The organism is Micromonospora kangleipakensis, assembly GCF_004217615.1.
Lineage (GTDB): Bacteria > Actinomycetota > Actinomycetes > Mycobacteriales > Micromonosporaceae > Micromonospora > Micromonospora kangleipakensis.
In genome coordinates this window covers 4652820-4673250 of sequence record NZ_SHLD01000001.1, presented here as the reverse complement: position 1 = coordinate 4673250, position 20431 = coordinate 4652820, and the positions used below count along the sequence as shown (strand labels likewise).

Sequence of the window (20431 nt, the reverse complement as noted above, 5' to 3'; positions counted from 1 at the left end):
AGGCGTCATGATCAGGCATCCGCATCTGCCGCCGACCGCGCGGCTGCGGAGGCGGGAGCGGTCAGCACAGCGGTGATCGGTACAGCACTTCGACGTACCTGATCTCGTCGTGGACCACGTCGACGATGAGGTAGCCCGGCCATGGCGCGTCCAGGCAGACATTGCGGTGGCCATCGCCGTAGGCGTCAGCCGGCTTCGGCGCGGTGTGGAAGCTCTGGCAGAAGTCGTCCCCGCAACCGCAGGTCTGCACGACTCGCAGCCGCTCGACCTGCTCCGCCAGCCGTTCCTCGCCTTCGGCCGTGAGCGCCGCGGCGAGTTCGGCGGTGAAGATCGGCCACCTGGTAGAGAGCAACGGTGCGTGCGCCGGGTGGTTCTCCACGAGGAGGCAAGCTACCTGTGCGATGCCCCGAGCACACACTCATTTGCCGCAGAGCGAGCGCCGCGTGGCGCTACTCCTCCTTCACATTCGCCAACCAGCCGCGTGCCACGCCTGCGGCCTGCTGTTCCCAGGCCCGCACGCCGCCTCGGACTGGCCAGGCCCGGGTCCTTCCCTCTTGGGGCAGGTCAGCGCACACGTCGGCGAACCGACGTGTGAGGGCATCTGCGGCCCGCAGCGCGTCGGCGCGGCCCCGCACAGCCTGCTCGTTCACTCGATCCAGCAGTTCGACGTGAGCGGCGGCGTGGTCGAGCCACTCGTGGTCGACTTCGGGATCCGAGCCGATGGCCAAGACCAGGACTGATGGTTCGATACCCTCAGCGAGGGCTGCGGCCAGACGGCAGTGTCCGTCAATCAGCAGGTAGCCGTCGAAGCCACTGACGGACCACAGCAGGATCGGCGGAAGCACTTGCTCGCGGGCCTGTCTGCGGTAGGCCTTAACGCGGGCGGCATCGGCATCGGGTAGCTGACGCATTGGCAGCACGCCGTTCCAACCCTCCAACCAGTCAAGGTAGGCGGCGGGGTAGTCCTGGGTGAGGTCGCCTCGCAGGCAGTACGGCGGCAGCCTGCGCGGGCGGAGGAACCAGAACCCGTTGTGCAACGGCCCTGTATCGGCATCATCCAGCCAAGAGGCGAATTGATGGGCCCATCGATCGAACCAGGCCGCGCTGCCGAGTGGAGTGACCTGGCGAGCGTGGTCGGCTCGCAGTGGGGGAAGCGGCGAGACGTAGCCCCCGGTCCGGTACACGTGCACGCCATAGTTCCAGCGGTGCACCTTCCCGAGAAGGACCAGGCGGCTCGGTTGACGTAGCAGCAGGCGCCCGCCAGACGCGACCTCAAGCCGCAGACCAGGCATGTCGCGGCCGGTGACGACCAGCCCAAGGCCCCCGTCGGCGGCGTACAGATTGACCCGGTGCACCGATCAAGCTTAGGGATCCGCTCCCCGATGTGGCAGCGAAGCCTCTGCCCGGAGTGAATGTCTCGAGGCGCCCGCGCACTCACATGGCCGCTGACAGCGCGCCGGAGACGACCGGATCTACCGAATTGAGTGCGTTCCGATCGCCGGCGGCCGGCTGGTCGGACCGCGACGGCGGGTGGGCCACCAGGCGGAGGCCTTGCCGAGCTTCTGGTTGGGTGCTGGTCGGGGATCATGACACGGAAGAGCGGGAGGGGACGAGGTTGTGAAGGTTGTACTAGCGGGTGGATCAGGTGCCCTAGGTCGGCGCATCGCGGCCGACCTGACTACGCGGGGCGACGAGGTGGTGGTGCTGACCCGGTCCGTTCGGCCGGGGTGGCCGTACCGGCAGGTGTTCTGGGATGGCGCCACGGTGGGTTCGTGGGCGGCCGAGTTGGCGGGCGCCGCGGTGGTGAACCTTGCTGGCGAGCTCGTCGACCGCCGGCCGACGGCGGCCAACGTCGAGCTGCTGACCCGTTCCCGCGTCCAGCCCACTCGCGCGTTGGCCTGCGCCGCGGCGGGTCTGGATGAGCCGCCGACGGTGTGGGTCCAGGCGAGCACGCTGGCGATCTACGGGGACGGCGGTGACGCTGTCCTGGACGAGAACGCTCCGGCGGCCGACGGCCCGGCGCAGATGGCCGGCGTCGCCCGAGCTTGGGAGCAGGCCGCAGCGGAGCAGCCGGCCGGGCGGCAGGTGGTCCTACGTACGGGTGTGGTCCTAGACCGTGACACTCCCGCGCTGGACCGGCTGGCCGGTCTGACCCGCTGGGGTTTGGGCGGGCGGGTCGGCTCCGGGCGGCAGTGGGTGAGCTGGCTGCACATCGCCGATCTGCTCGCAATCGTGCGTCGATCCCTCGACGACGTGACCATGGTCGGCGTGGTGCACGCCACCAGCCCGCACCCGGTCCGCAACGCTGAGCTGATGGCGGCCCTGCGCCAGGTGTTGCACCGTCCCCCAGTACCACCGACGCCGGCCCCGCTCGTGCGTCTGGGCGCGATGCTGCTGCGCACCGATGCGGCACTCGCCCTCACTGGCCGCCGCTGCATCCCGTCACGGCTGCTCGACGCGGGGTACACCTTCGCCTATCCCCACCTGGTCCCGGCCCTGCAGAGCCTGCTCGGCAACCGGCCGTAGCCCGGCGCTGCCGGGGTTCCGGCAAGCAATCGCCTGACTCCGCCCGGGCCGGGGCGGGCACGACCCCAAGGCACCGGCTCGTAACCCACACCTGGTGCACTGATCTGCCGCGACCCGCGCGTCACGGAGTGCAGCCAGCTGGCAGCTAGGGAAGGCGTCCGGACGTGCCGATGACAGTGCAGGACTGTACCGGCCGCTCCGAAAAGACATACACAAATGCCGCAGGTGGCTCGTTGCCCGTCGGGTGCGGCCGCGACGAAGGTGTCGGCCAGGTCCGCGGCCCCGCTTACACGATCCGGCGTATGACGACGTTACGATCAAACTAACCCCATCGTCTTACCAGATCGACTAACGTCACCCTGTTACCACGCCGCGATGGCGGCGTGACTTCCACCACCATAGATAGATCTATGAGCGGTCGGAGTGGGTGGTCGATGCCGTGGCAGGCTCAGGTGGCCAGGGCAATCACGTTCCTTCAGGCGGTACCAGTCGGCTTCGCGGCGTTATTCGACGTGATCGTGTTGATCGGGCCCATGGCCCGTCCGATGTACTGGAGCGACCTGTGGTTCATCGTCGGAGGACTGTCGCTTAGCGGCCTTGCCGTAATGTCGGCTGCTCGCCTGGCGCCCGGACGAAGAGGGGCCTGGTGCGGCTCGGTGGCGGTCAACGCGGCGATGGTATTCGCGTGGGTGGCGGCCATCGTCTGGGTATACGTCGACACTAGGGGGCTCAAGGGGACCGACCCCGGCATGGTGTTCGCCTCGATCTTGTTCGTGAGCCTCCCGATGGTCGCGATCTCGGTGACCGCCATAGGGCTGCTCAGCGTCCGGTCGGTTCTGCGCTGTTGCTTTACATGGGGACCGGCTCTATGACCATCCGGAGATCTTTGCATCGCCGCCGGACCGCGTCGGTATGACATCCGCATCTGCCGCAGAGCGGGCGGGTTACGGGACATCGCGTACAGGTCCGGCACTGTTGGGCTGTCGCACATCATCCTGGTCGCGTCGTCGTCGACCTGCTGGACCTGATCGTGGTCACGGCATCAGATGGACGCGGATCCGTCTGGCCGTAACCGCCGCATCCTCCAAGACGGCCAGACGGGGCTCGGCGGATTCGAGCAGGTGTGGATGACGCAGTAGCGCCAGTGGCGACAGACGCCGGTCTGTCAGCACCGCGTCGATCATCGACCGGTCGCCGCCACAGACCAGGGCACTGACTGCATCGTGAGGGTCGGCGATAACACCGGGCGCATGGGGCAGCATGATCTGCGCGGCGATGTCCGCAGCCCGCTGAGTAGCAGCCTGGGCCTGGTTGGCGCGGCGACGTGCGTAGCGCTGCTGCGAGGAACCGCCGGCCGCGGTGCGACCCTGCACATAGAAGCGCTCGACCTTGGAGACGGTGATGGTCGTACCGTCCGCGACACCGGCGGCAACCGCGCCCTTACGGGCCAGCAGCACGGCGATCCGGGGCGGTCGGATGATGCGGGCCAGCAGCGTGTCGACATCCTTCGCGTCGGCAAGCCCCGGCGGCGGATACAGCGTGGCGGTATCACCGTTGCTCACGCCGGTCAACACGAGGCCCTGCTCGGTGGCGCCGTCGTGGCGGCTGTAGAAGCCGTCGAGCCAACCACGAATCCGCTCCGGTGAGATCTCCACCCACCGCCCGCCACCCGCGGCGGGTCGCGCCTTCACCACGTGAACACCACCTATCGGGAACGGCCGGCCTGCACCCACCATGCTCACATGAAGCGGGTCGCGCCATCGAACACAGCCCAGCTGATGCCCGGTTCTGCCGAGATGAGTACGTCCGGCGGGGCAGTGGCGATCCACGGTTTGGGAAACTCCAAGGCGTGGCCGTAACGCAGCAACTGGCACGACTCTCGCCCGGGCAGCTTGCCGCGTGCCGCAGCTCCGTCGAGGAGTTGAACAAGCTCTGTTCGTTCGAGCTCCTTCCCTCGTCGGACTACCTGGACCTCGATTGGGCACCGAACCCGCTTCTCCGCGCCTTCGAACTAACGCAGGTCAGCACGTCGATTGTTGTCGCGCTACAACGCGGGCTCGACGGCGACGCAGAGATCAATCCGGCGTACCGCGACGGCGAAGACACGGTGTGGGAGCATCCGGTGACGGCGCTCGAACCTGACGTCGTTGCTGATGTTGGGACGTTGCTCGGACAGGTCGAGCCGGAGGCGGTGCTGGCCGCCCTGTCGGAGGATGCCGCGTGTGCACTGCTGAGCATCGGAATGCGCGAGTTCGACGGCCACCCACGGCCATACCTGCATCGGCATCTCGCCGCGCTGCGCGACTTTTACGCACATGCGGCGCGGCGGCGGCTCGCGGTTGCCCTCTGGTGGGACTGAGCCCACCGGATTTGCCGCGGTCGGGTCAACGCACCCTCATGCCGCCGACCGCGCGCTACCGCCCGACTCTGCCGATGAGCGCGTGTCCAGTCGTGGTCAGGCTCGGTGCTCGCCAAGAACCTTGTTGAACATCGCAAGGTAGCTGTCATGAGCCAGGGATAGTTCTCCAAGCGCATCTTCGGTGAACCACGCGATGGCATCGTGTTCGTCCGGCGCGACGTTGACCGGAGACCCCGTCCACGCTTCGATCAGCCAGATCTGCATGTCGAACGTGTCGGCACGAACTTCTTGCACGGGCGGACCCGACGGCGCCGCGATGTCGATGCCCAGTTCCTCTCGAACCTCTCGAGCAAGTGCCGCGCCAGGCAACTCCCCGGGTTCCACGTGCCCACCGGGCAGGTCCCAAACGTCGGGATACCAACGGCGCTGGGGAGATCGGTGACATAGCAGTACCCGGTTGTCGTCGCGCAGCAACGCCGTGACGATGCGAGCCTTGGGAGAGCCTTCCGCGGAGATCGACACAGGCGCATTGTGCCCCCCGTCGTAAGCCGACGCCATGGCGTGCCGAACGGTGGCCGGCGTACTGATCTGCCGCCGTTCGCGCGCTCGGCCTGTTGGCCGGCCGTCACTGTTGCGTGGATTGCCGCCGTAGAGGGCTGCGAAGACGCGGTCCCGCAGGATCTCGTACTGCTGGCGGCATCGCAGAGGTGGGCCCGGCGGGCGTTGCTGAACTTGACCGCCGACAACGACTTCCGGTGGCTGGAACTGGTCAGCCGTCAGGTCGACCTCGGGGCCGTCGGCCAATCGATTCCAGTAGTGGTAGCCGACCTTGGCGTCTCCGGCGAGGACCTCGCCGAGGATCAGCTCTCCGCCGAGCAGGTCCTGAATGATCAAGGCAGTCACCCCGCATTGACCACGGGCTGCGTTGCCGGCGTGCCAATCCTGCACATCGTGCGGGTCGCAGGTATCCGCTCCCCAGCCGGCGCGCAGTACCGGCCGCAGCATCTCCAGGTCAATCGCGAGAGGGACTGATCGTTGGTCGCGCTCTTCAGACGTCACCCAGGAAGGGTCAGCCCTCGACCGGGTCGAGAGTCAAGAAATACCCCGCCTCGGGTCCTGACCGGCCGAACGGCGCCACTAGCGGGCGCGCTCATCTGCCGCAATCCGCGCCCTATGCAGCGTCACGCCGAGCTGGCCTGGATGCCGTCCGGACGTGCCGAGTTGAGGATGTTCGGTCGACGGCAGTAGGGGATCGGCACGGGGCCGGTATCCCAGGATTAGTCGCCGTGGTGACTGCTGGCACAGGTGACGAGCGCCTACGGTGCGCACATGAGTAAGCCGCCCCCTCCGAGCCCCCCGCTGCTGATCGTCATTGCGATCGCATGGGTGATCATCGGCGGCTGCGGTGCCTGCGGGTCAACGGTGATGCTCATATCAGCATGGCAAGCAGCGCACCGCAGCGGTCACACCGGCACATTCACCCTCACGGAACCCCTGTCCTGCGACCACAATCCGCCACCACGGCACCGATGCGGCTGGTTCGGTGACTTCGTCAGCGACGACGGCACGGTGGTTCGGCGGCACATGGAACTTGACGGAGGCTTGCCACCCGGGGGCACGATCGGTGACACGGTACGAGCACGCGACACCGGAAGCCTCGCCCAGATCTATCAGGAGACCGACACCCAAGGGTGGAAGACCCCTGCCGGATTCCTCGCCGCGTTCTTGGGCGCCTTCATGCTCGGCATGCTCCCGCTGGAACCATGGTGGTGGCGTGCGCGACTACGGCAGAGGCGTGCCAGACGGGCACCGCGACCGGTGACCGGCTGATCGCTCGCATACCACAGCCATCGACGGAGTTCCCCGCTCCGGCGATGGCCATGCCCCCTTGCCGCGCCCACATCGCACGCTCATACCGCTGGTAGTGCGCCCTCATCACGCCAGATGGCCCGGCGCGGTGCCCCATCGGACCGACGTAGAAGATGCGCTGGCCACGGGGGATGCGGTAGCGAAGCGTCCGACGAACATCCGGATCTGCCGCCGAGCGGGCGTGGCTCTCAGTAGTTCGTCGCTGCGGCAGAGCGTCCGGGCGCTCCCGATGAGTGTCAATCGTTGCTGAGAGTGCATTGTTGGGATCAAGCTGTGGGTGCTGACGCTGGCCGCGTCACACGACCGGGATGTGCATCGCCGTGGTGTCCGGTTCCGCGGCGAGCCAGGCAGTGAACTCGTCCTGCAACGAGAACAGCTCGGCCAGGGCGTCGGCCGGCGGCAGGTGCCAGCGAGGTCCTGGTGCGCTTCGTGTGACCACAGAAACGGGTAGACCCGCTTCTTTCGCCAGCCGGGCCAGCGCAGGGGCTCGTAGAAGGAGCCGGTGCCACCCTCGGCGATCCACTACAGCCAGGCGCCGTGACCAGCACCGAGGGACCCGTGATCTCCGCGTTGCACCGCTCGGATAGCACCCAGAACAAGCGGAACCAGCTTCTACCGCAATCAGAGGGTCACTATCGGTCGACGATGATCCCATATTGTACTCGCGCTCAACCGTAGCCACTCGTACGCGGTAGTCCTCGTACCAAACTTCGCCGCCTCGTCGCTGAGCGACCAAATGCGCGGCCACCTGCTTCCAGCCGCGCGCCGCCACTTGATCCGTCCAGTAGGACTCTGTGATCCCTAGGCCGTCCCCTCGCAGACTCGATGCCCAAGAACCCGGGTTGTTCCGTGGCGAGGGCCTCCATGGACGCGACCATCGCCGCATATCCCGTGGTCGCCATCCGAGCGAGTGGAAGTGAAGATCACCGCAACGTACGGCGGCTCGGGCGTGTCAGCGAAAGGGCTGGCTCAACATGGGCCCAAGGGTGGCAGCGCCATGCCGGACCTGCGCCGGACCTGGCCGGGTCAAGGTCTCCCGGCTCCCGGTGCGGGCGCCGGGAACGCCACCAGCCTCCCGCTAGGTTGCGACGGCTCCGATCCACCCCACGTCTGGCCGACGACGAACAACCGCGGGTCCCGCCCGCGGCCGAGCGCGCAGGCGAAGGCGCCGCGATCAAAGCCGACGGTGGCCAGCACCTCGCCGCCCTCGCGTACCCGAACACAGCGCTGGTTGCCGACGTCGGCGCACCAGACGGCGCTCTCGGCGTCCATGCAGATTCCGTCGGGGTGGTCGGCGGGAGTCTCTGCCCACACGTGTCGATTGCTGAGGACCCCCTCGCCGCCGATGTCGTAGGCAGTAAGCCGGTTTGCGTACGACTCGGCAACGACCAGGGTCGCGCCGTCCGGGCTGATCGCCATGCCGTTGGGGAACGCGAGGTCGTCGGCTACCTGCTCGACGTCACCCTCGGGGGTGACAAGCACGACCAGCCCCGGTACGAACTCCCCCCCGGGAAAGTCGAAACGATGCTGTTGACATAGGCGTTGCCCCGGTCGTCGACCACGATGTCGTTCCACGGCTTGTCCGAGACCGCGGACAGGTCGGCATGCTCGACCAGCGACCCGTCCGGCTCACGGCGCAGCAACCGACGCTGTGCCGAGTCCACGACGAGCAGCCGCCCGTCCGGCAGGAAATCGATGCACATCGGAAACGACGCGACGGTTGCCACCACCTCCTGGCTGCCGTCGGCGTCAAGCGCGATCACCTGGTTGGCGCCCCAGTCGGAGAACCAGACTCGCCCGTCGTGCCAGCGCGGTGACTCCCCGAAAACGATGCCTTCCATCAGGACTTCAGCTTCGCTCATCACGTTCTCCCTCCGCTCAACACTGGAGTAGACACGACTCGGCACCGGAACTCATCGCTCGTTCTCGACCGGCCACCACCCGAGCCCCCGGGCACCTACTCCGCCGTCGCCGGCAGCCTCCTTGTGGGTCAGCCGTTCGTCTCTGTGTGCTACCAAAGGCGTAGCCTGCTGGCCCTGGACGCCTCGGGTACTGCGGCTGGCCTACTTCCACCAAGGGCTAGGGGTACGCGGATGAGAGCGGTCGTGTACGACCGGTACGGGCCTCCTGACGTGTTGCGGATCGAGAACGTCCCCAAGCCCTGTCCCGCTGCCCGGCAGGTGCTCGTCAAGATTGCGGCGACCTCGGTCAATCTGAGCGATTGGGAGACCCTCCAAGGCTCGCCACTGTATTCGCGCATTGGTGGGCTGCGCTCCCCGGCACGCCGGACCCTCGGCTCGGACATCGCCGGATGGGTCGATGCGGTGGGCCCGGCCGTCACCCGGTTCCGACCCGGTGACGAGGTGTACGGCGACAACCTCATGCTCAAGGGCGGTTTCGCCGAGTACACGATCGCTCCCGAGTCGGTGCTGGCCCGCAAGCCCGCGGCACTGACCTTTGCCGAGGCGTCGGCGATTCCGCAGGCGGGCGTGATCGCGTGGCAGGGAACTGAGGGCGCCGCAGCCGGGAAGCGGGTCCTGATCAACGGTGCTGGCGGAGGGTCGGGCTCATTCGCGATCCAGCTCGCCAAGCGACTCGGCGCCCAGGTGACCGGCGTCGACAACGCGGGCAAGCTCGACTTCATGCGGTCGGTCGGCGCCGACGAGGTGATCGACTACCGCAGCCAGGACTTCACCCGCAGCGGCCCGTACGACCTCATCCTCGATCTGGTCGCGCACCGGTCGGTGTTCGCCTACCGCCGGGCACTGGCCGCCGGCGGCCGTTACCGGTGCGTCGGCGGATCGGTCTCGGCGCTGCTGCGCGTACTGACGATCGGCGCGGTGGCCGGCCGGCTCACGCACCGCCGGCTGGGCGTGCTCGCCGTCAAGGAAGGGCCGACGCACTTCGAACCGGTGGCCGACCTCTGCGCCACGGGCGACCTCGCCATCCACATCGACCGCACCTTCACGCTCGACGAGGTGCCCGAGGCGTTGGCCCACGTGGGTAACGGACGCGCCCTCGGCAAGGTCGTCGTGACCGTCAACTGACCAGCGACTGCGCACATCTGCCGCCGACCGGGTTGTCACGGTACGTGAGGGAACGTGCGGTGGCACTTGATGCGCAAGCCTGCCGAGAAGAGTGCGATCGCCGGGGCTTTGCGTATCGTCCTCGCGTGGCCGACTGTGGGATACCTCTGCGCTGGGCACGGTTCTCGCCACCGCGGACGAAAGGCGAGCTGACGTGGGTACCGATATCGCTGGCGGGGTGGAGATCCGGCCGCACGGTCCGGGTTCACCCTGGATGCTGGCCGACGTCAGTTTGGATGCCCTACCTCGCCACTACGACGCCTTCGGGCTGCTGTTCGGCGTACGGAACTACGCCGGGTTCGAACCCGTCGCGCCCGGCCGTGGCCTGCCGGAAAACGCCAGTGCGGACCTGCTTGGTCTCCAGCTTGCAGACAGCGACCACGGTCACACCTGGGTGGCATGGACGCAGCTGGCCTGCATCGATTGGAGGGCGCGAGCGCCCCGCGTGGACGACCGGATCCATGAGTACAAGCTGACAAGCGAAGGGCCGCTCTTCAACGGCAAGGCCGGCCACCACGGGCGAGCCTGGCGCGCGGTGGCCGGCGAGCACGCCGATCCCCGGGGCAGCAGCTACCCGGAGGGAACCGAATGGCGTGCCGCCGGCCGAATGTGGCGGGTGGAGCGCCTTTCCCACGGCGACGTGCTGCGTACCGACCCGCAGCTGCGCGCGCTGTTGGACACCATGCGCGATCTTGCCGAGCAGAATGGCGACGACAACGTACGGCTGGTTGTTTGGTTCGACAGCTAAGCAACTGGGGCCGGGACCCCCGTCACGACGAGCATCCTCAACTGCCGCGAAGCGCTCGTCACGCAAGGTATCCAGCTCACTCGTGCATGCATCCGGACGTGCCGATGAGCGGATGTCCGATCTTGGGCATGTTCCTGCGACTTCAACCAGCGTTCAAGAGCGAGCCTCAGCCCATGATCCGTTCACGATGATGTCGGACGAAACACGCGGTCGAGCTGAGCATCAACGAGGGCCAGTGCCTCGTCCGGGCTGTACAGGCCGACGAGAATCGGCCCAACCAGGCCCTGGGTGAGGAAGTAGAGCGCGGGAGCCTCCACATCGGGATCGACTCCGTCGCGCAATTCGTCCAACCGAGACGCCTCGCGGAAGTTGGCGACCGACACCGTCAGGATGCGTCCGTATCCGTCGCGAAGCTGCTCGGCATACGCCGGTGTGACAGTCGCTGCAGAAAAGAATGCGATGTTCACGCACGCCTCTTCGCGGCCAGCCGGGTCGACCGGGAGCATCACCGCGGTAGCGGCACGGATCAGGTCGCGGCGGGTGGGCTCACGCAGCGCGGTGACGGCGGCCTGGAGCCGGACCAGCACGCGTTCGCGCATATGAGACAGCGCAAACAACAGCATCTGCCGCTTGGTGGGGAAATAGTGCTGCACAGTGCCCATCGACACGCCGGCCTGCACGGCGACGTCACGCAGGCTCACCGCCTCGAACCCGCGCGTGCTGATGACTGCGAAGACCGCCTCGGTCAGGAGGCGGCGACGCTGCTCGTGGTTGACCTGCTTCGGCACGCACCGAACTTATCTCATGCGAGCGCATTGCCATCGGAGACCGCGGAACGTTATCATGCGATCGCATTACAAAATCCGGGGAGGCAGACGTGGGTATCGAGTACGCCGTGAACGGGGACGCCAGGATCGCTTACGAGACCTTCGGCACGGCTGGCGAGCCGCTGCTGCTGGTCCTGGGGCTGGACTATCAGATGGTCTGGTGGCCCGACGCGTTCTGCGAGCGCCTGGTCGAGGCGGGCTACCGCGTGGCCCGCTACGACAACCGGGACACCGGCCTGTCCACGCACTACCCGCAGCCAGCGGGCGGCAGCCCGTGGCGTGCGCTACTCGGCGGCACCCGCCCCCTCTACACGATCGCCGACATGGCCGCCGACGGGCTGGCGGTGATGGACGCGCTCGGCTGGGCCAACGCGCACGTGCTGGGCGGCACGTCGGCAATCGCGCAGGCCATGGCGCTGCTGCACCCCGAGCGGGTCCGCGGCCTCACGCTCTGTATGAGCAGTCCGGCCACCGCGGGAGTTCTGCAGACCCTGCGCTATCTCAAGTTCGGCACCTTCCGCGAGTTCCGCAAGCTACCGAAGGCGACCACGCCCGAGCAGGAGATCGACAACCTGATCGCGATCTACCGAGCGCTGGCCTCGCCCGGGTACCCGTTCCCTGAGGAGTGGGTCCGCGAGGCGGCGACGCTCAGCCACAGCCGCGCGCCCCGCGATCCGCGCACAACCCAGCGGCACCTCGCCGCCGGCCGGGCCGTGAAGCTGCCGCCGCTCTCCGGCATCACCGCGCCCACCCTGGTCGTCTCGGGCGCCGACGATCCGCTCATCAAGCCGAGCGGGGGCCGCGACCTGGCCGCCCAAATCCCCGGCGCGGAGTTCGTGGAATACCCCGGCGTGGGCCACGACTGGCCCGAGGAGATCTGGGACGACGTGATCGCCCGGATGCCGCGCTGACATCCACCTCACGGCAGTCCACGATGACCGAGCGCTGCCATTGATGCGCGTCGCTTCAGACGCTGCGAGACCGGGCATCCGGATCTGCCGCCGACCGGGCGTCACGGTACGTGACGGAGCAGCGGTGGCGCCCGGCGCTCGGTCTTGCCGAATTGAGGATGTTCAGCCGTGGGATGTGAGTCGGTCGGTGGTCTCATCGCAGGGTGCGATTGCGCGATGATGAGGTCATGAACTCGGCGGACCGTCGCTCGTCTGAGGCGTCTGAACCGGTGACGTTGCATGTGATCACGGAGAGCACTCGTGTGTCTATCGAGGGCTTGCGAGTAGCGGCGGGGCAAGAGGCCTTCGTTGACGGCGTCGGGCAATCGCTTGTCGAAGCAGCAGCCACTCCGCACGCCAATCCGTGGTACCGGGCCGTCTACTCGGGAGAGGCCCCGGTGGGCTTCGTGATGCTCGGCGATGACGTTCCCCCTGGTAGTCCCCACATTCCTTGGCGCTACTACCTCTGGCGGCTGCTGATCGACGCGCGTTTCCAAGGCCGCGGCTACGGTCGCGCGGCCCTGGACTGTGTGGTCGCGTATGTGAAGACCCGCCCGGGCGCGGATGTGTTGGTGACGAGCGTGGTCCCGGGAGAGGGCTCGCCGATGGGCTTCTACCAGCGGTACGGCTTCCAACCCACAGGACAGATGTTCAACCACGAGCAGGTCCTAAAGCTACCGCTGGAGGAAATCCCCGCGGCGAAATGATTGGCGTGCAGCGGTCAGTCAGGGGTCGCGGTGCAGATCATCCAGGTCACCGGCATGGATGTGCGCAGTGCGGTCATCCGCTTGGCGTGCCGGGAGACACCTCCCCGTTCATCCTCTTTTCGATGATCCACCTCGGTGGGCCCGAGTTCTATGACGCGGCCAGGGAGCGGGTTCGCCGTTGTGCGCTGGTCGTCGCGGAGGGGCGAGCCCACACGAGGCCGAGGGTGTCGCTGCCCGGGTTGGCGTATCGGCTCCTGCGCCGACGCCGGCGCTCCAGGTTGGTCGTGCAGCGGTTGTGTGAAGAAACGCTGGGCGTGCCTGTTGTGCGTCCGGACCTGAGTCTGGATGAAATTCGCCAGCGGCTTCGCCGGCTGCCGGCGGCAACGTACTTGCTCGCGCGCCTGACGATTTGGGTGGTGGTGCCCTGGGTGGCGCTCTACGTGCTGCTCTTCGGTCCTCAGCGTTTCCTCGCCGACGAGCTAGCCCTTGACGACGACACGCTGTACTCGAGCCCTCGTTGCTCGCTGGTCGCTGGACACCGCGGTCGCGACGGGGGAGACGGGCACCCGGTGGGATGACATCGATCGAATCATCGTCGATGATCGCGACGCCTCTTACTCGACGCCCTGGCGGAGCCCCTTGGGGCGCCGCCAATTAGCCGGAATCGCCATCTTCCACGCGGCCCGCGCCCGCGGGCGCCCACCCGAACAGCCGTCGCCGCCGCCCTAGTTGGCCAGCTACAGGCACCTCGCCGACGGCGTCGTACCCCTCCTTGCGGTCGTCCTTGAGGTCGGCGCTGTCTGAATGGTGACCGATGCGGAACGGCAGGTCCTATGTGCAGTGACAATTGCCCGGCGCGATGGGCGCGCCACAGGGGGACAAGCATGTCCAACAGGGGGTCAAGCATGGTACGAAGACGTTCACACGCGGCCGTCGTGGCCGTCGCGGCCATGGCGTTGGTGTTGCCTTCGGCGACGCCCGCGGCGGCCGCAACCGCATCCGCCCCGATCGTCGACGGTCTGGCCGGGCCGCTCCAGCTGGCGGTGGGTAGTGACGGGACGGTCTACGTCTCCCAGTCCTTCGCGGGGAAGCTGACGGCGGTGGGAAAGAAGGGTACGACCGACCTCGTGTCGACGCCCGGCGCGGAGATCGCGGGTGTTGCCGCGGACGGGCCGGGAACGGTGACCTTCACCACCAGTGGTGAGAGTGAGGACGGATTCTTCGCCGAGGTGAGGCGCGTTCTGGCCAGCGGGAAGGTACGGGCTCTCGGCGATGTCGGCGAGTATGAGGCAACCGTCAACCCGGACCAGGTCAACAGCTATGGCTTCCAGGGGCTCGCACCGGGGTGCGCGGAGCAGGTGCCGGTGGAAATCGGCGGCGATCCCTACCCCGGGATTGTCGAGTCCCACCCGTACTCCGTCGCGATCCTGCCGGACGGGTCGCGCATCGTCGGCGATGCGGCAGGTAACGATATCGTCCGCGTCGCACCCAACGGCAGAATCAGCACGGTCGCGGTGCTGCCGCCCCAGCCGTTCGTAGTCACCGCAGAGGTTGCTGCCGGCATCGGGCTGCCCGAATGCACCGTCGGCAAGACCTACAACTTCGAGCCGGTACCCACGGATGTCGAGCTCGGTCCGGACGGTCTGCTCTACGTGTCGAGCCTGCCCGGCGGCCCGGAGGATCCGAGCCTCGGCGCCCGCGGCTCGGTCTACTCGGTCAACCTCGCCACCGGTCACGTCGCGGAGGTCGCCGGGGGCTTCCTCACCGCGACGAACCTCGCCGTCGCTCCCGACGGCACCATCTACGTCGCGGAGATGTTCGGCAATCGCATCTCCACCGTCTCTGCTGGCGGTGCTGAGCCGTTTGCAGAAGTGCCGACCCCGGCCGCACTCGAGTGGGCCAACGGAAGGCTGTACGCAACCGTCGATGCCTTCGGTAACGGGTCGGTGGTGACCTTCACGCCCTGAGGTCGTCGCCCCAGCACTCGACGCCTTGCTGCTGACTGGATCGTGGCGGCAGCGGCGCGTGAGCAGACCCCGCCGCACACCGTGCGGCGGGGTCTCGTATCCCACGCCCTGCCAATTCAACTTCGACGCCGACTCGGACTGGGAATGGCGTACCGGGGCGCTGAGTCGGTCCTGAAGTCGACGGCCGCGGCGCTGTCCGGCGCCGCGGCCGCCGGCTGGGCAGCGGCTCGACGATGGAGCTAGGCGCGGACCAGGTTGGGCCAGCCGCCCGGGGTCGGGCGCGGTGCGCAGGTACTGCTCGTGGAACTCGGAGCCGTGCAGGTGTTCGGGCTGCAGATCCTGAGTGCCGTCGAGCAGCCCCGGGTACACGCCCCCTGGTGGAGCTCACCGACGCCAGCACGAGCCGGCCGACCCGGGGCGCGTGGTCAGTGCCGAGACGCAGCGCCACGTCGGGTTCGAGCTGGAGTACACCAAGCCGCTGTCGGCCGAGACCGCGCAGGAACTCGCCGACTCGTACCAGGTGACGCAGTGGCGCTACGGCGCGACGAGCCAGTACGGCGGTCCCAAGCTCGAGCTGGAGACGCTCAAGGTGACCAATGCCGAGCTGTCGGCCGACGGCCGCACCGTCAAGTCCAGATCCCGGGCCTGAAGCAGAACCGCGTGGTGCACGTGCGCTCCCCGCGTCCGTTCTCTTCCTCCGGCGGCGAGGAGCTGTGGAACACTGAGGCCTGGTACACGCTCAACGAGATCCCGGGCCGGGTGGTGCAGCCGCAAACCTTCTTCGAGGCCGAGGAGGGCCGTACGGCCGGCGTCGGCATGGCGACCGACCACGCCGCCTACTCCGGCGCCGGCTTCGCCGCCGGGTTCGCCCAGGAGGGCTCGTCGACCAGAATCTCCGTCGATGTCCGCGAGGCCGGGACGTACGACCTGGCGATGCGCTACAGCAACGGCCCGAACCCATACTTGGGCGAGAAGCAGCTGAGCCTGTACGTCAACGGTGAACGGGTCGAGCAGACGGTCTTCCCCTCCACCGTGACCTGGGAAGAGTGGGGCACCGTCACCACCACCGCGCGCCTGAACAAGGGTCGCAACGTGGTCGAGTACCGCAAGGAGGCTGCGGACTCCGGGCACGTGAACCTGGACGTGCTCGCCGTCCGGCCGCACGGCAAGCGCATCACGCTGTTCAACGGTGGCGCGCTCACCGAGTGGCAGCACAGCGACGGGCGCGAACCGGAGTGGGCGATCGCCGACGGCGCCATGACGGTGCGCAACGGGGACCTGCGCACGGTGCAGGCCTTCGGCGACTTCCGGCTGCACGTGGAGTTCAACCTGCCGCTGTACCCGCCGGACGTGACCGGCCAGGCGCGCGCCAACAGTGGGGTGTACCTGCAGGATCGCTACGAGATCCAGGTGCTGGACTCCTTCGGCATCGACCCGCCGCAGACCAACGACGCCGCGGCCATCTACACCCAGAAGGCCCCCGACGTGAACGCGGCGCTGGCGCCGCAGACCTGGCAGACGTACGACATCGTCTACCGGCAGGCCCGCTACGACGCCGCCGGCAACAAGGTCGACAACCCCCGCGTCACCGTGGTGTGGAACGGCGTCAGGGTGCACGACGACGTCGAGATCCTCGGCCCGACTGGCGGCAGCCGGCCCGAGGGCCCGGCGACGGGTGCCATCCGACTGCAGGACCACGGCAATCCGGTCCAGTACCGCAACATCTGGATCGAGCCGCTGGACCGGTAGCTTCGCCAGCGGTCAGAACGCGGACGGCCGGGTACCGGTTTGCCGGCCCAGCCGTCCGCAGCAGAGCCTCGGCCCCACTGAACAGGGCACGCAGGTGCCGACTTGAGCGCCGTCCTCGTCAGCGAGGTGAGTGTCGGGTGAGCGCTCACGACGAATGGTTCAGGCCAGCTCGCGATCCAGTGCGGTGGGGGAGAGGCATGCTGGACGACCATCGTCGCGGCGCCGATGACGCCCGCGTTCGCGCCGGCCTGTGAGGTGACGATATGCAGGCGCTCGGTGGCCAGCGGCAGCGAGCGACGGTAGATCGGCTCCAGCACGCCCGTCAGCAGCATCTCGCCAGCCTGCGCGAGCGCCCGGCCGACCACGATCAGCGACGGGTTGAACAGGCTGACGCCCGCAGCGAGCACCTCGCCGATGTCCCGGCCGGCCTGCCGCACGGCTTGGCCCGCGACCGGGCTGCCGGCCCGCACAAGGGCCACCACGTCGGCGGCGTTCGTCGCGTCGAGGCCGACGGCGCGGAACTTCGCGGCGATGGCGGGGCCGCTGGCCACGGCCTCCAGCGCCCGCTGTTGCCGCAGCGGCAGAGCACGTCGCCCGCGTGCGGGGCCAGGATGTGCCCGAGGTCGCCGGCCGCGCCGGTCGCCCCCTGAGCCTCCAGCGAGCACGCGAGATGCCACGGCGCGTGCCGGTCACCCCGGTCGACCCATTCGCGGACCTTTTCGAGGGGTATTTCTGCTTCCCAGAACACCCACCAGCCGGCAGCCGGGCGGCAACGGCGGTGACCTCCTGGACGTGACGGCGGGCACGCCAGCGCACGTCAGACTGCTAGTGTGCTGCGCTAGAAATCCGCCTACAAAATCGTGCGAGTGATTCGAGAATCTCCTCGGCGGTCTTGGTCCAGGTGAAGGGCCTGGGGTTGGTGTTCCAGTCTGCGATCCAGGTGCGGATGTCGGCTTCCAGGCTGTGAACGCTCTTGTGGGCGCCGCGGCGGATCTTCTGCTCTGTGAGGTAGCCGAACCAGCGTTCGACCTGGTTGATCCAGGAGGAACCGGTCGGTGTGAAGTGCATGTGGAAGCGGGGATGGCGGGCCAGCCACGCCCGCACGGCGGGGGTCTTGTGGGTGCCGTAGTTGTCGCAGACCAGGTGCACGTCCAGATCGGCTGGCACGGCTTTGTCGATCGTGGCCAGGAACTTCTTGAACTCGGTCGCGCGGTGCTGGCGGTGCAGTTCGCCGATGACGGTGCCGTCGGCGATGTTGAACGCGGCGAACAGGCTGGTGATGCCGTTGCGGGCGTAGTCGTGGGTGCGGCGTTCGGGCATGCCGGGCATCATCGGCAGCACCGGCTGGGACCGGTCCAGGGCCTGGATCTGCGACTTCTCATCCACGCAGAGCACCACGGCCCGTTCGGGCGGGTTGTGGTAGAGCCCGACCACGTCGACGACCTTCTCGATGAACTGCGGATCCGTGGAGAGCTTGAACGTGTCGGCCAGATGCGGCTTGAGGCCGAAGTCCCGCCAGATCCGTCCGACGGTGGACTTCGACAGTCCGGACTCCTCCGCCATGGAGGTACGCGACCAGTGGGTGGCGTTACGTGGCGTCTGCTCCAAGGTGGCGACGACGACCTCTTCGACCCGGTCCAAACCGATGGACGGAGGACGACCCGGCCGCGGCTCGTCGATCAGTCCGTCCAGCCGCAGCTTCAAAAATCGGCGACGCCATTTCCCCACCGTGGACAGATGAACACCCAGTGCCGTTGCCACATCAGTGTTCGAGCCGCCATCGGCGCAGGCCAGAATGATCCGGGAGCGCATCGCGAGGACCTGCGCCGTCTTCGCCCGCCGCGACCATCGGGTCAATGTCGCACGTTCTTCATCGGTCAACGTCAGCGGCGGGGTGGGACGCCCAGTCCTCGGCATCCCACCACCATACCCACTTATCAGGCGAATTTCTGGCGCACCGCACTAGTGCCGTGTCCACTAACGTCGGCCGGGTTGGTCGGGGTGGGAAAATGTCGTAGGGATGATGTTGGCTTCTGCCACCCCGTGGCGGTCAGGTGGCGGTCGCCGCCGTCGGCCGGGCGCGGCCCGCTCAGGCCGGCGAGACGATCATACTCAGCGTAAGCCAGCCGGGCTGCCGTTCTGGCGTGCCTGCTCGGCTACGTCGACCGCTGCGACGGTGACCAGGACCTGATCACGGCCGGCTGGACCGGACCGGAGCCGGGCGGCCGATGACGCGTCGGCCCCGTCAGGGCAGCGCGGCCAGGGCCACCCGGCCGGCGCCTTCTTCGCTGCTTGGTTCATGGCATTAATCTGGGGTGACGCATCCGGGCCGGCGCGGGTGGTGACAGGGGAGAGGTGGGCGGAGATGGACGCCAGACGCACCACCGTGCGCGACATGCGCCGCGCGAACCGTTCGGTGCTGCTCACCCGGATCTGGCTCGACGGCCCGCTCAGCCGCTACGAGCTGGGGCAGAGCACCGCGCTGAGCCTGGCCAGCGTGAGCAACCTGGTCGGCGAGATGATCAGTGAGGGGATCGTCGAGGAGGCCGGCTCGGTCGATTCCGACGGCGGCCGCCCCCGGGTGCTGCTGCGGGTCGCCCCCGGCTACGGCTACCTGGTCGGCGCCGACGTCGGCGAGACCCGGGTCCAGGTCGAGCTCTTCGACCTGGCGATGACCGCACTGGCGAAGGCGGAGTACCCCATCGCCGCGGCCGAGCCGGACCCGCACGCCGTGGCCGCCCACCTGCTGGACGGGCTGGGCGCGGTCGTCGAGCAGGCCGGCGTCGACCCGGCCTCGGTGCTCGGCTTCGGCGTGGCGGTCTCCGGGACGGTGGAGCGGACCGCCGACGCCGTCGTGCACGCCCAGACCCTCGGCTGGGACGGGGTGCCGCTGGGCGCCATGCTGCGCGCCGGCACCGACATCCCGGTGCACATCGACAACGGCGCGAAGACTCTCGGCCAGGCCGAGATGTGGTTCGGCGCCGGCCGGGGCGCCCGGCACGCCGTCATCGCCCTGGTCGGCTCCGGGATCGGGGCGAGCGTGGTGGCCGACGGGGTCGGCTACCGGGGCGCGCACAGCAGCGCCGGCGAGTGGGGCCACACCACGATCGTGTACGGCGGTCGCCGTTGCCGCTGCGGCAACCTCGGCTGCCTGGAGGCGTACGTCGGGGCGGAGGGGGTCCTCGATCGGTTCCGGCAGGCCAACCGGGGTCGCCCGGCGGTCGGCGGCGACGAGGAGAGCGCCTTCGGCGAGCTGCTGCGCTCCTCGACCCGGACCGCCGAGAAGGTGCTCGACGAGACGGTCGGCTACCTCGGCGCGGGCGTGGCGACGCTGGTCAACCTCTTCAATCCGGAGCGGGTGGTGCTGGGCGGTTGGGCCGGACTGGCGCTGGGGGAGCGGTACCTGCCGCAGATCCGCGAGGCCACCGCGCGGCACGCGCTGCGCCAGCCGTACGCGCAGACCTCGATCGAGCTGTGCCAGCTCGGACCGGACGCGGTCGCGATGGGCGCGGCCACCCTGCCGATGGCCCGGCTGCTGCGCGACGGCGGTGTGCCCCGCGGCCCGGTCGCCCGGGTGACCACGACGCCGCCGCGCCCGGCCCGCCGCCCCCGCTCGCGCGCCCGCTGAGCCGCCGGGCCGGCG

22 protein-coding genes and 1 pseudogene are annotated in these 20431 nt (G+C 68.4%); 13 read left to right on the top strand and 10 right to left on the bottom strand.

What is annotated here, in order from left to right; all coding sequences use genetic code 11:
* Positions 1 to 61: 61 nt before the first annotated feature.
* Positions 62 to 379, bottom strand: coding sequence for a hypothetical protein (locus EV384_RS22470; protein WP_207232415.1), 318 nt, complete (start codon positions 377 to 379; stop codon positions 62 to 64).
* 70 nt (positions 380 to 449) lie between these two features.
* Positions 450 to 1355, bottom strand: coding sequence for a hypothetical protein (locus EV384_RS22465; RefSeq protein WP_130336288.1), 906 nt, complete (start codon positions 1353 to 1355; stop codon positions 450 to 452).
* 262 nt (positions 1356 to 1617) lie between these two features.
* Between EV384_RS22465 and EV384_RS22460 the strand changes: the two genes are divergently transcribed.
* Both EV384_RS22460 and EV384_RS22455 read left to right on the top strand, forming a co-directional pair.
* Entirely contained in the window at positions 1618 to 2526 is a 909-nt protein-coding gene (locus EV384_RS22460; RefSeq protein WP_130336286.1) for a TIGR01777 family oxidoreductase, read from the top strand.
* Positions 2527 to 2909: 383 nt separating this feature from the next.
* The gene (locus EV384_RS22455) at positions 2910 to 3398 is read left to right on the top strand and encodes a hypothetical protein (RefSeq protein ID WP_130336284.1); all 489 of its coding nucleotides are present in this window, start codon (positions 2910 to 2912) and stop codon (positions 3396 to 3398) included.
* Positions 3399 to 3560: 162 nt separating this feature from the next.
* On the opposite strand, the gene EV384_RS22450 is transcribed toward EV384_RS22455, so the two are convergent.
* Positions 3561 to 4220 (bottom strand): acVLRF1 family peptidyl-tRNA hydrolase, encoded by a 660-nt coding sequence (locus tag EV384_RS22450; protein WP_130336282.1) that lies wholly within the window; start codon positions 4218 to 4220, stop codon positions 3561 to 3563.
* A 155-nt stretch (positions 4221 to 4375) separates the two neighbouring features.
* Between EV384_RS22450 and EV384_RS22445 the strand changes: the two genes are divergently transcribed.
* On the top strand, positions 4376 to 4885 hold the full coding sequence (locus tag EV384_RS22445; RefSeq protein WP_130336280.1) for a DUF1877 domain-containing protein: 510 nt from the start codon (positions 4376 to 4378) through the stop codon (positions 4883 to 4885).
* Positions 4886 to 4981: 96 nt separating this feature from the next.
* Here the strand turns inward: EV384_RS22445 and EV384_RS35500 are convergent, their stop codons facing one another.
* On the bottom strand, positions 4982 to 5944 hold the full coding sequence (locus tag EV384_RS35500; protein ID WP_207232414.1) for a YunG family protein: 963 nt from the start codon (positions 5942 to 5944) through the stop codon (positions 4982 to 4984).
* 270 nt (positions 5945 to 6214) lie between these two features.
* On the opposite strand from EV384_RS35500, the gene EV384_RS22430 reads away from it, so the two are divergent.
* A complete protein-coding gene (locus tag EV384_RS22430; RefSeq protein WP_130336278.1) occupies positions 6215 to 6715 on the top strand; it encodes a hypothetical protein in 501 nt (166 codons plus the stop codon).
* A 334-nt stretch (positions 6716 to 7049) separates the two neighbouring features.
* Here EV384_RS22430 and EV384_RS34980 read toward each other — a convergent pair whose 3' ends face one another.
* The 3 genes from EV384_RS34980 to EV384_RS36830 all read right to left on the bottom strand — a co-directional run bounded on the left by EV384_RS34980 (position 7050) and on the right by EV384_RS36830 (position 8616).
* Positions 7050 to 7193: a hypothetical protein gene (locus EV384_RS34980; RefSeq protein WP_165440020.1), complete on the bottom strand. Its 144-nt coding sequence runs from the start codon at positions 7191 to 7193 to the stop codon at positions 7050 to 7052.
* 587 nt (positions 7194 to 7780) lie between these two features.
* Positions 7781 to 8236, bottom strand: a complete 456-nt coding sequence (locus EV384_RS36835; RefSeq protein ID WP_278045632.1) for an SMP-30/gluconolactonase/LRE family protein — start codon at positions 8234 to 8236, stop codon at positions 7781 to 7783.
* Complete coding sequence (locus EV384_RS36830; RefSeq protein ID WP_278045631.1) at positions 8200 to 8616, bottom strand: SMP-30/gluconolactonase/LRE family protein; 417 nt, start codon at positions 8614 to 8616, stop codon at positions 8200 to 8202. The genes EV384_RS36835 and EV384_RS36830 overlap by 37 nt, the downstream gene beginning before the upstream one ends.
* Before the next feature lie 270 nt (positions 8617 to 8886).
* Here EV384_RS36830 and EV384_RS22415 point away from each other — a divergent pair, with 270 nt between their 5' ends.
* Together EV384_RS22415 and EV384_RS22410 are read left to right on the top strand one after the other, a co-directional pair.
* Positions 8887 to 9801, top strand: a complete 915-nt coding sequence (locus EV384_RS22415; RefSeq protein WP_242624212.1) for an NAD(P)-dependent alcohol dehydrogenase — start codon at positions 8887 to 8889, stop codon at positions 9799 to 9801.
* 193 nt (positions 9802 to 9994) lie between these two features.
* Entirely contained in the window at positions 9995 to 10588 is a 594-nt protein-coding gene (locus tag EV384_RS22410) for a hypothetical protein (RefSeq protein WP_130336276.1), read from the top strand.
* A gap of 182 nt (positions 10589 to 10770) precedes the next feature.
* Here EV384_RS22410 and EV384_RS22405 read toward each other — a convergent pair whose 3' ends face one another.
* A complete protein-coding gene (locus EV384_RS22405; protein WP_130336274.1) occupies positions 10771 to 11376 on the bottom strand; it encodes a TetR/AcrR family transcriptional regulator in 606 nt (201 codons plus the stop codon).
* 89 nt (positions 11377 to 11465) lie between these two features.
* On the opposite strand from EV384_RS22405, the gene EV384_RS22400 reads away from it, so the two are divergent.
* From EV384_RS22400 to EV384_RS22380, 6 genes are all read left to right on the top strand, one after another.
* Complete coding sequence (locus EV384_RS22400; RefSeq protein ID WP_130336272.1) at positions 11466 to 12326, top strand: alpha/beta fold hydrolase; 861 nt, start codon at positions 11466 to 11468, stop codon at positions 12324 to 12326.
* A 227-nt stretch (positions 12327 to 12553) separates the two neighbouring features.
* Positions 12554 to 13072 carry a GNAT family N-acetyltransferase gene (locus EV384_RS22395; RefSeq protein ID WP_207232413.1) on the top strand — a complete coding sequence of 173 codons (519 nt, stop codon included), beginning with the start codon at positions 12554 to 12556 and terminating at the stop codon, positions 13070 to 13072.
* 122 nt (positions 13073 to 13194) lie between these two features.
* Positions 13195 to 13650, top strand: coding sequence for a hypothetical protein (locus EV384_RS22390; protein WP_130336270.1), 456 nt, complete (start codon positions 13195 to 13197; stop codon positions 13648 to 13650).
* Between the two features lie 357 nt (positions 13651 to 14007).
* Entirely contained in the window at positions 14008 to 15039 is a 1032-nt protein-coding gene (locus tag EV384_RS22385) for a ScyD/ScyE family protein (protein WP_165440019.1), read from the top strand.
* Between the two features lie 421 nt (positions 15040 to 15460).
* Complete coding sequence (locus tag EV384_RS35495) at positions 15461 to 15688, top strand: hypothetical protein (RefSeq protein WP_207232412.1); 228 nt, start codon at positions 15461 to 15463, stop codon at positions 15686 to 15688.
* Positions 15689 to 15699: 11 nt separating this feature from the next.
* Positions 15700 to 16788, top strand: coding sequence for a 3-keto-alpha-glucoside-1,2-lyase-like domain-containing protein (locus EV384_RS22380; protein WP_207232411.1), 1089 nt, complete (start codon positions 15700 to 15702; stop codon positions 16786 to 16788).
* 260 nt (positions 16789 to 17048) lie between these two features.
* Here the strand turns inward: EV384_RS22380 and EV384_RS37340 are convergent.
* Together EV384_RS37340 and EV384_RS22370 are read right to left on the bottom strand one after the other, a co-directional pair.
* Positions 17049 to 17339, bottom strand: a pseudogene (locus EV384_RS37340) (ROK family protein); the annotation flags it as partial.
* 274 nt (positions 17340 to 17613) lie between these two features.
* Positions 17614 to 18705, bottom strand: coding sequence for an IS630 family transposase (locus EV384_RS22370; protein ID WP_130336266.1), 1092 nt, complete (start codon positions 18703 to 18705; stop codon positions 17614 to 17616).
* Positions 18706 to 19153: 448 nt separating this feature from the next.
* Here EV384_RS22370 and EV384_RS22365 point away from each other — a divergent pair, with 448 nt between their 5' ends.
* Positions 19154 to 20416 carry an ROK family protein gene (locus EV384_RS22365; protein WP_130336264.1) on the top strand — a complete coding sequence of 421 codons (1263 nt, stop codon included), beginning with the start codon at positions 19154 to 19156 and terminating at the stop codon, positions 20414 to 20416.
* Positions 20417 to 20431 lie beyond the last annotated feature (15 nt).

Excerpts from the sequence above, each read along its gene's own strand:
- EV384_RS22430 (WP_130336278.1), top strand. The coding sequence starts at position 6,215 with ATGAGTAAGCCGCCCCCTCCGAGCCCCCCGCTGCTGATCGTCATTGCG.
- EV384_RS36830 (WP_278045631.1), bottom strand. The coding sequence starts at position 8,616 with ATGAGCGAAGCTGAAGTCCTGATGGAAGGCATCGTTTTCGGGGAGTCA.
- EV384_RS22395 (WP_207232413.1), top strand. The coding sequence starts at position 12,554 with ATGAACTCGGCGGACCGTCGCTCGTCTGAGGCGTCTGAACCGGTGACG.
- EV384_RS22370 (WP_130336266.1), bottom strand. The coding sequence starts at position 18,705 with ATGCCGAGGACTGGGCGTCCCACCCCGCCGCTGACGTTGACCGATGAA.
- EV384_RS22365 (WP_130336264.1), top strand. The coding sequence starts at position 19,154 with ATGGACGCCAGACGCACCACCGTGCGCGACATGCGCCGCGCGAACCGT.
- EV384_RS22390 (WP_130336270.1), top strand. The coding sequence starts at position 13,195 with ATGATCCACCTCGGTGGGCCCGAGTTCTATGACGCGGCCAGGGAGCGG.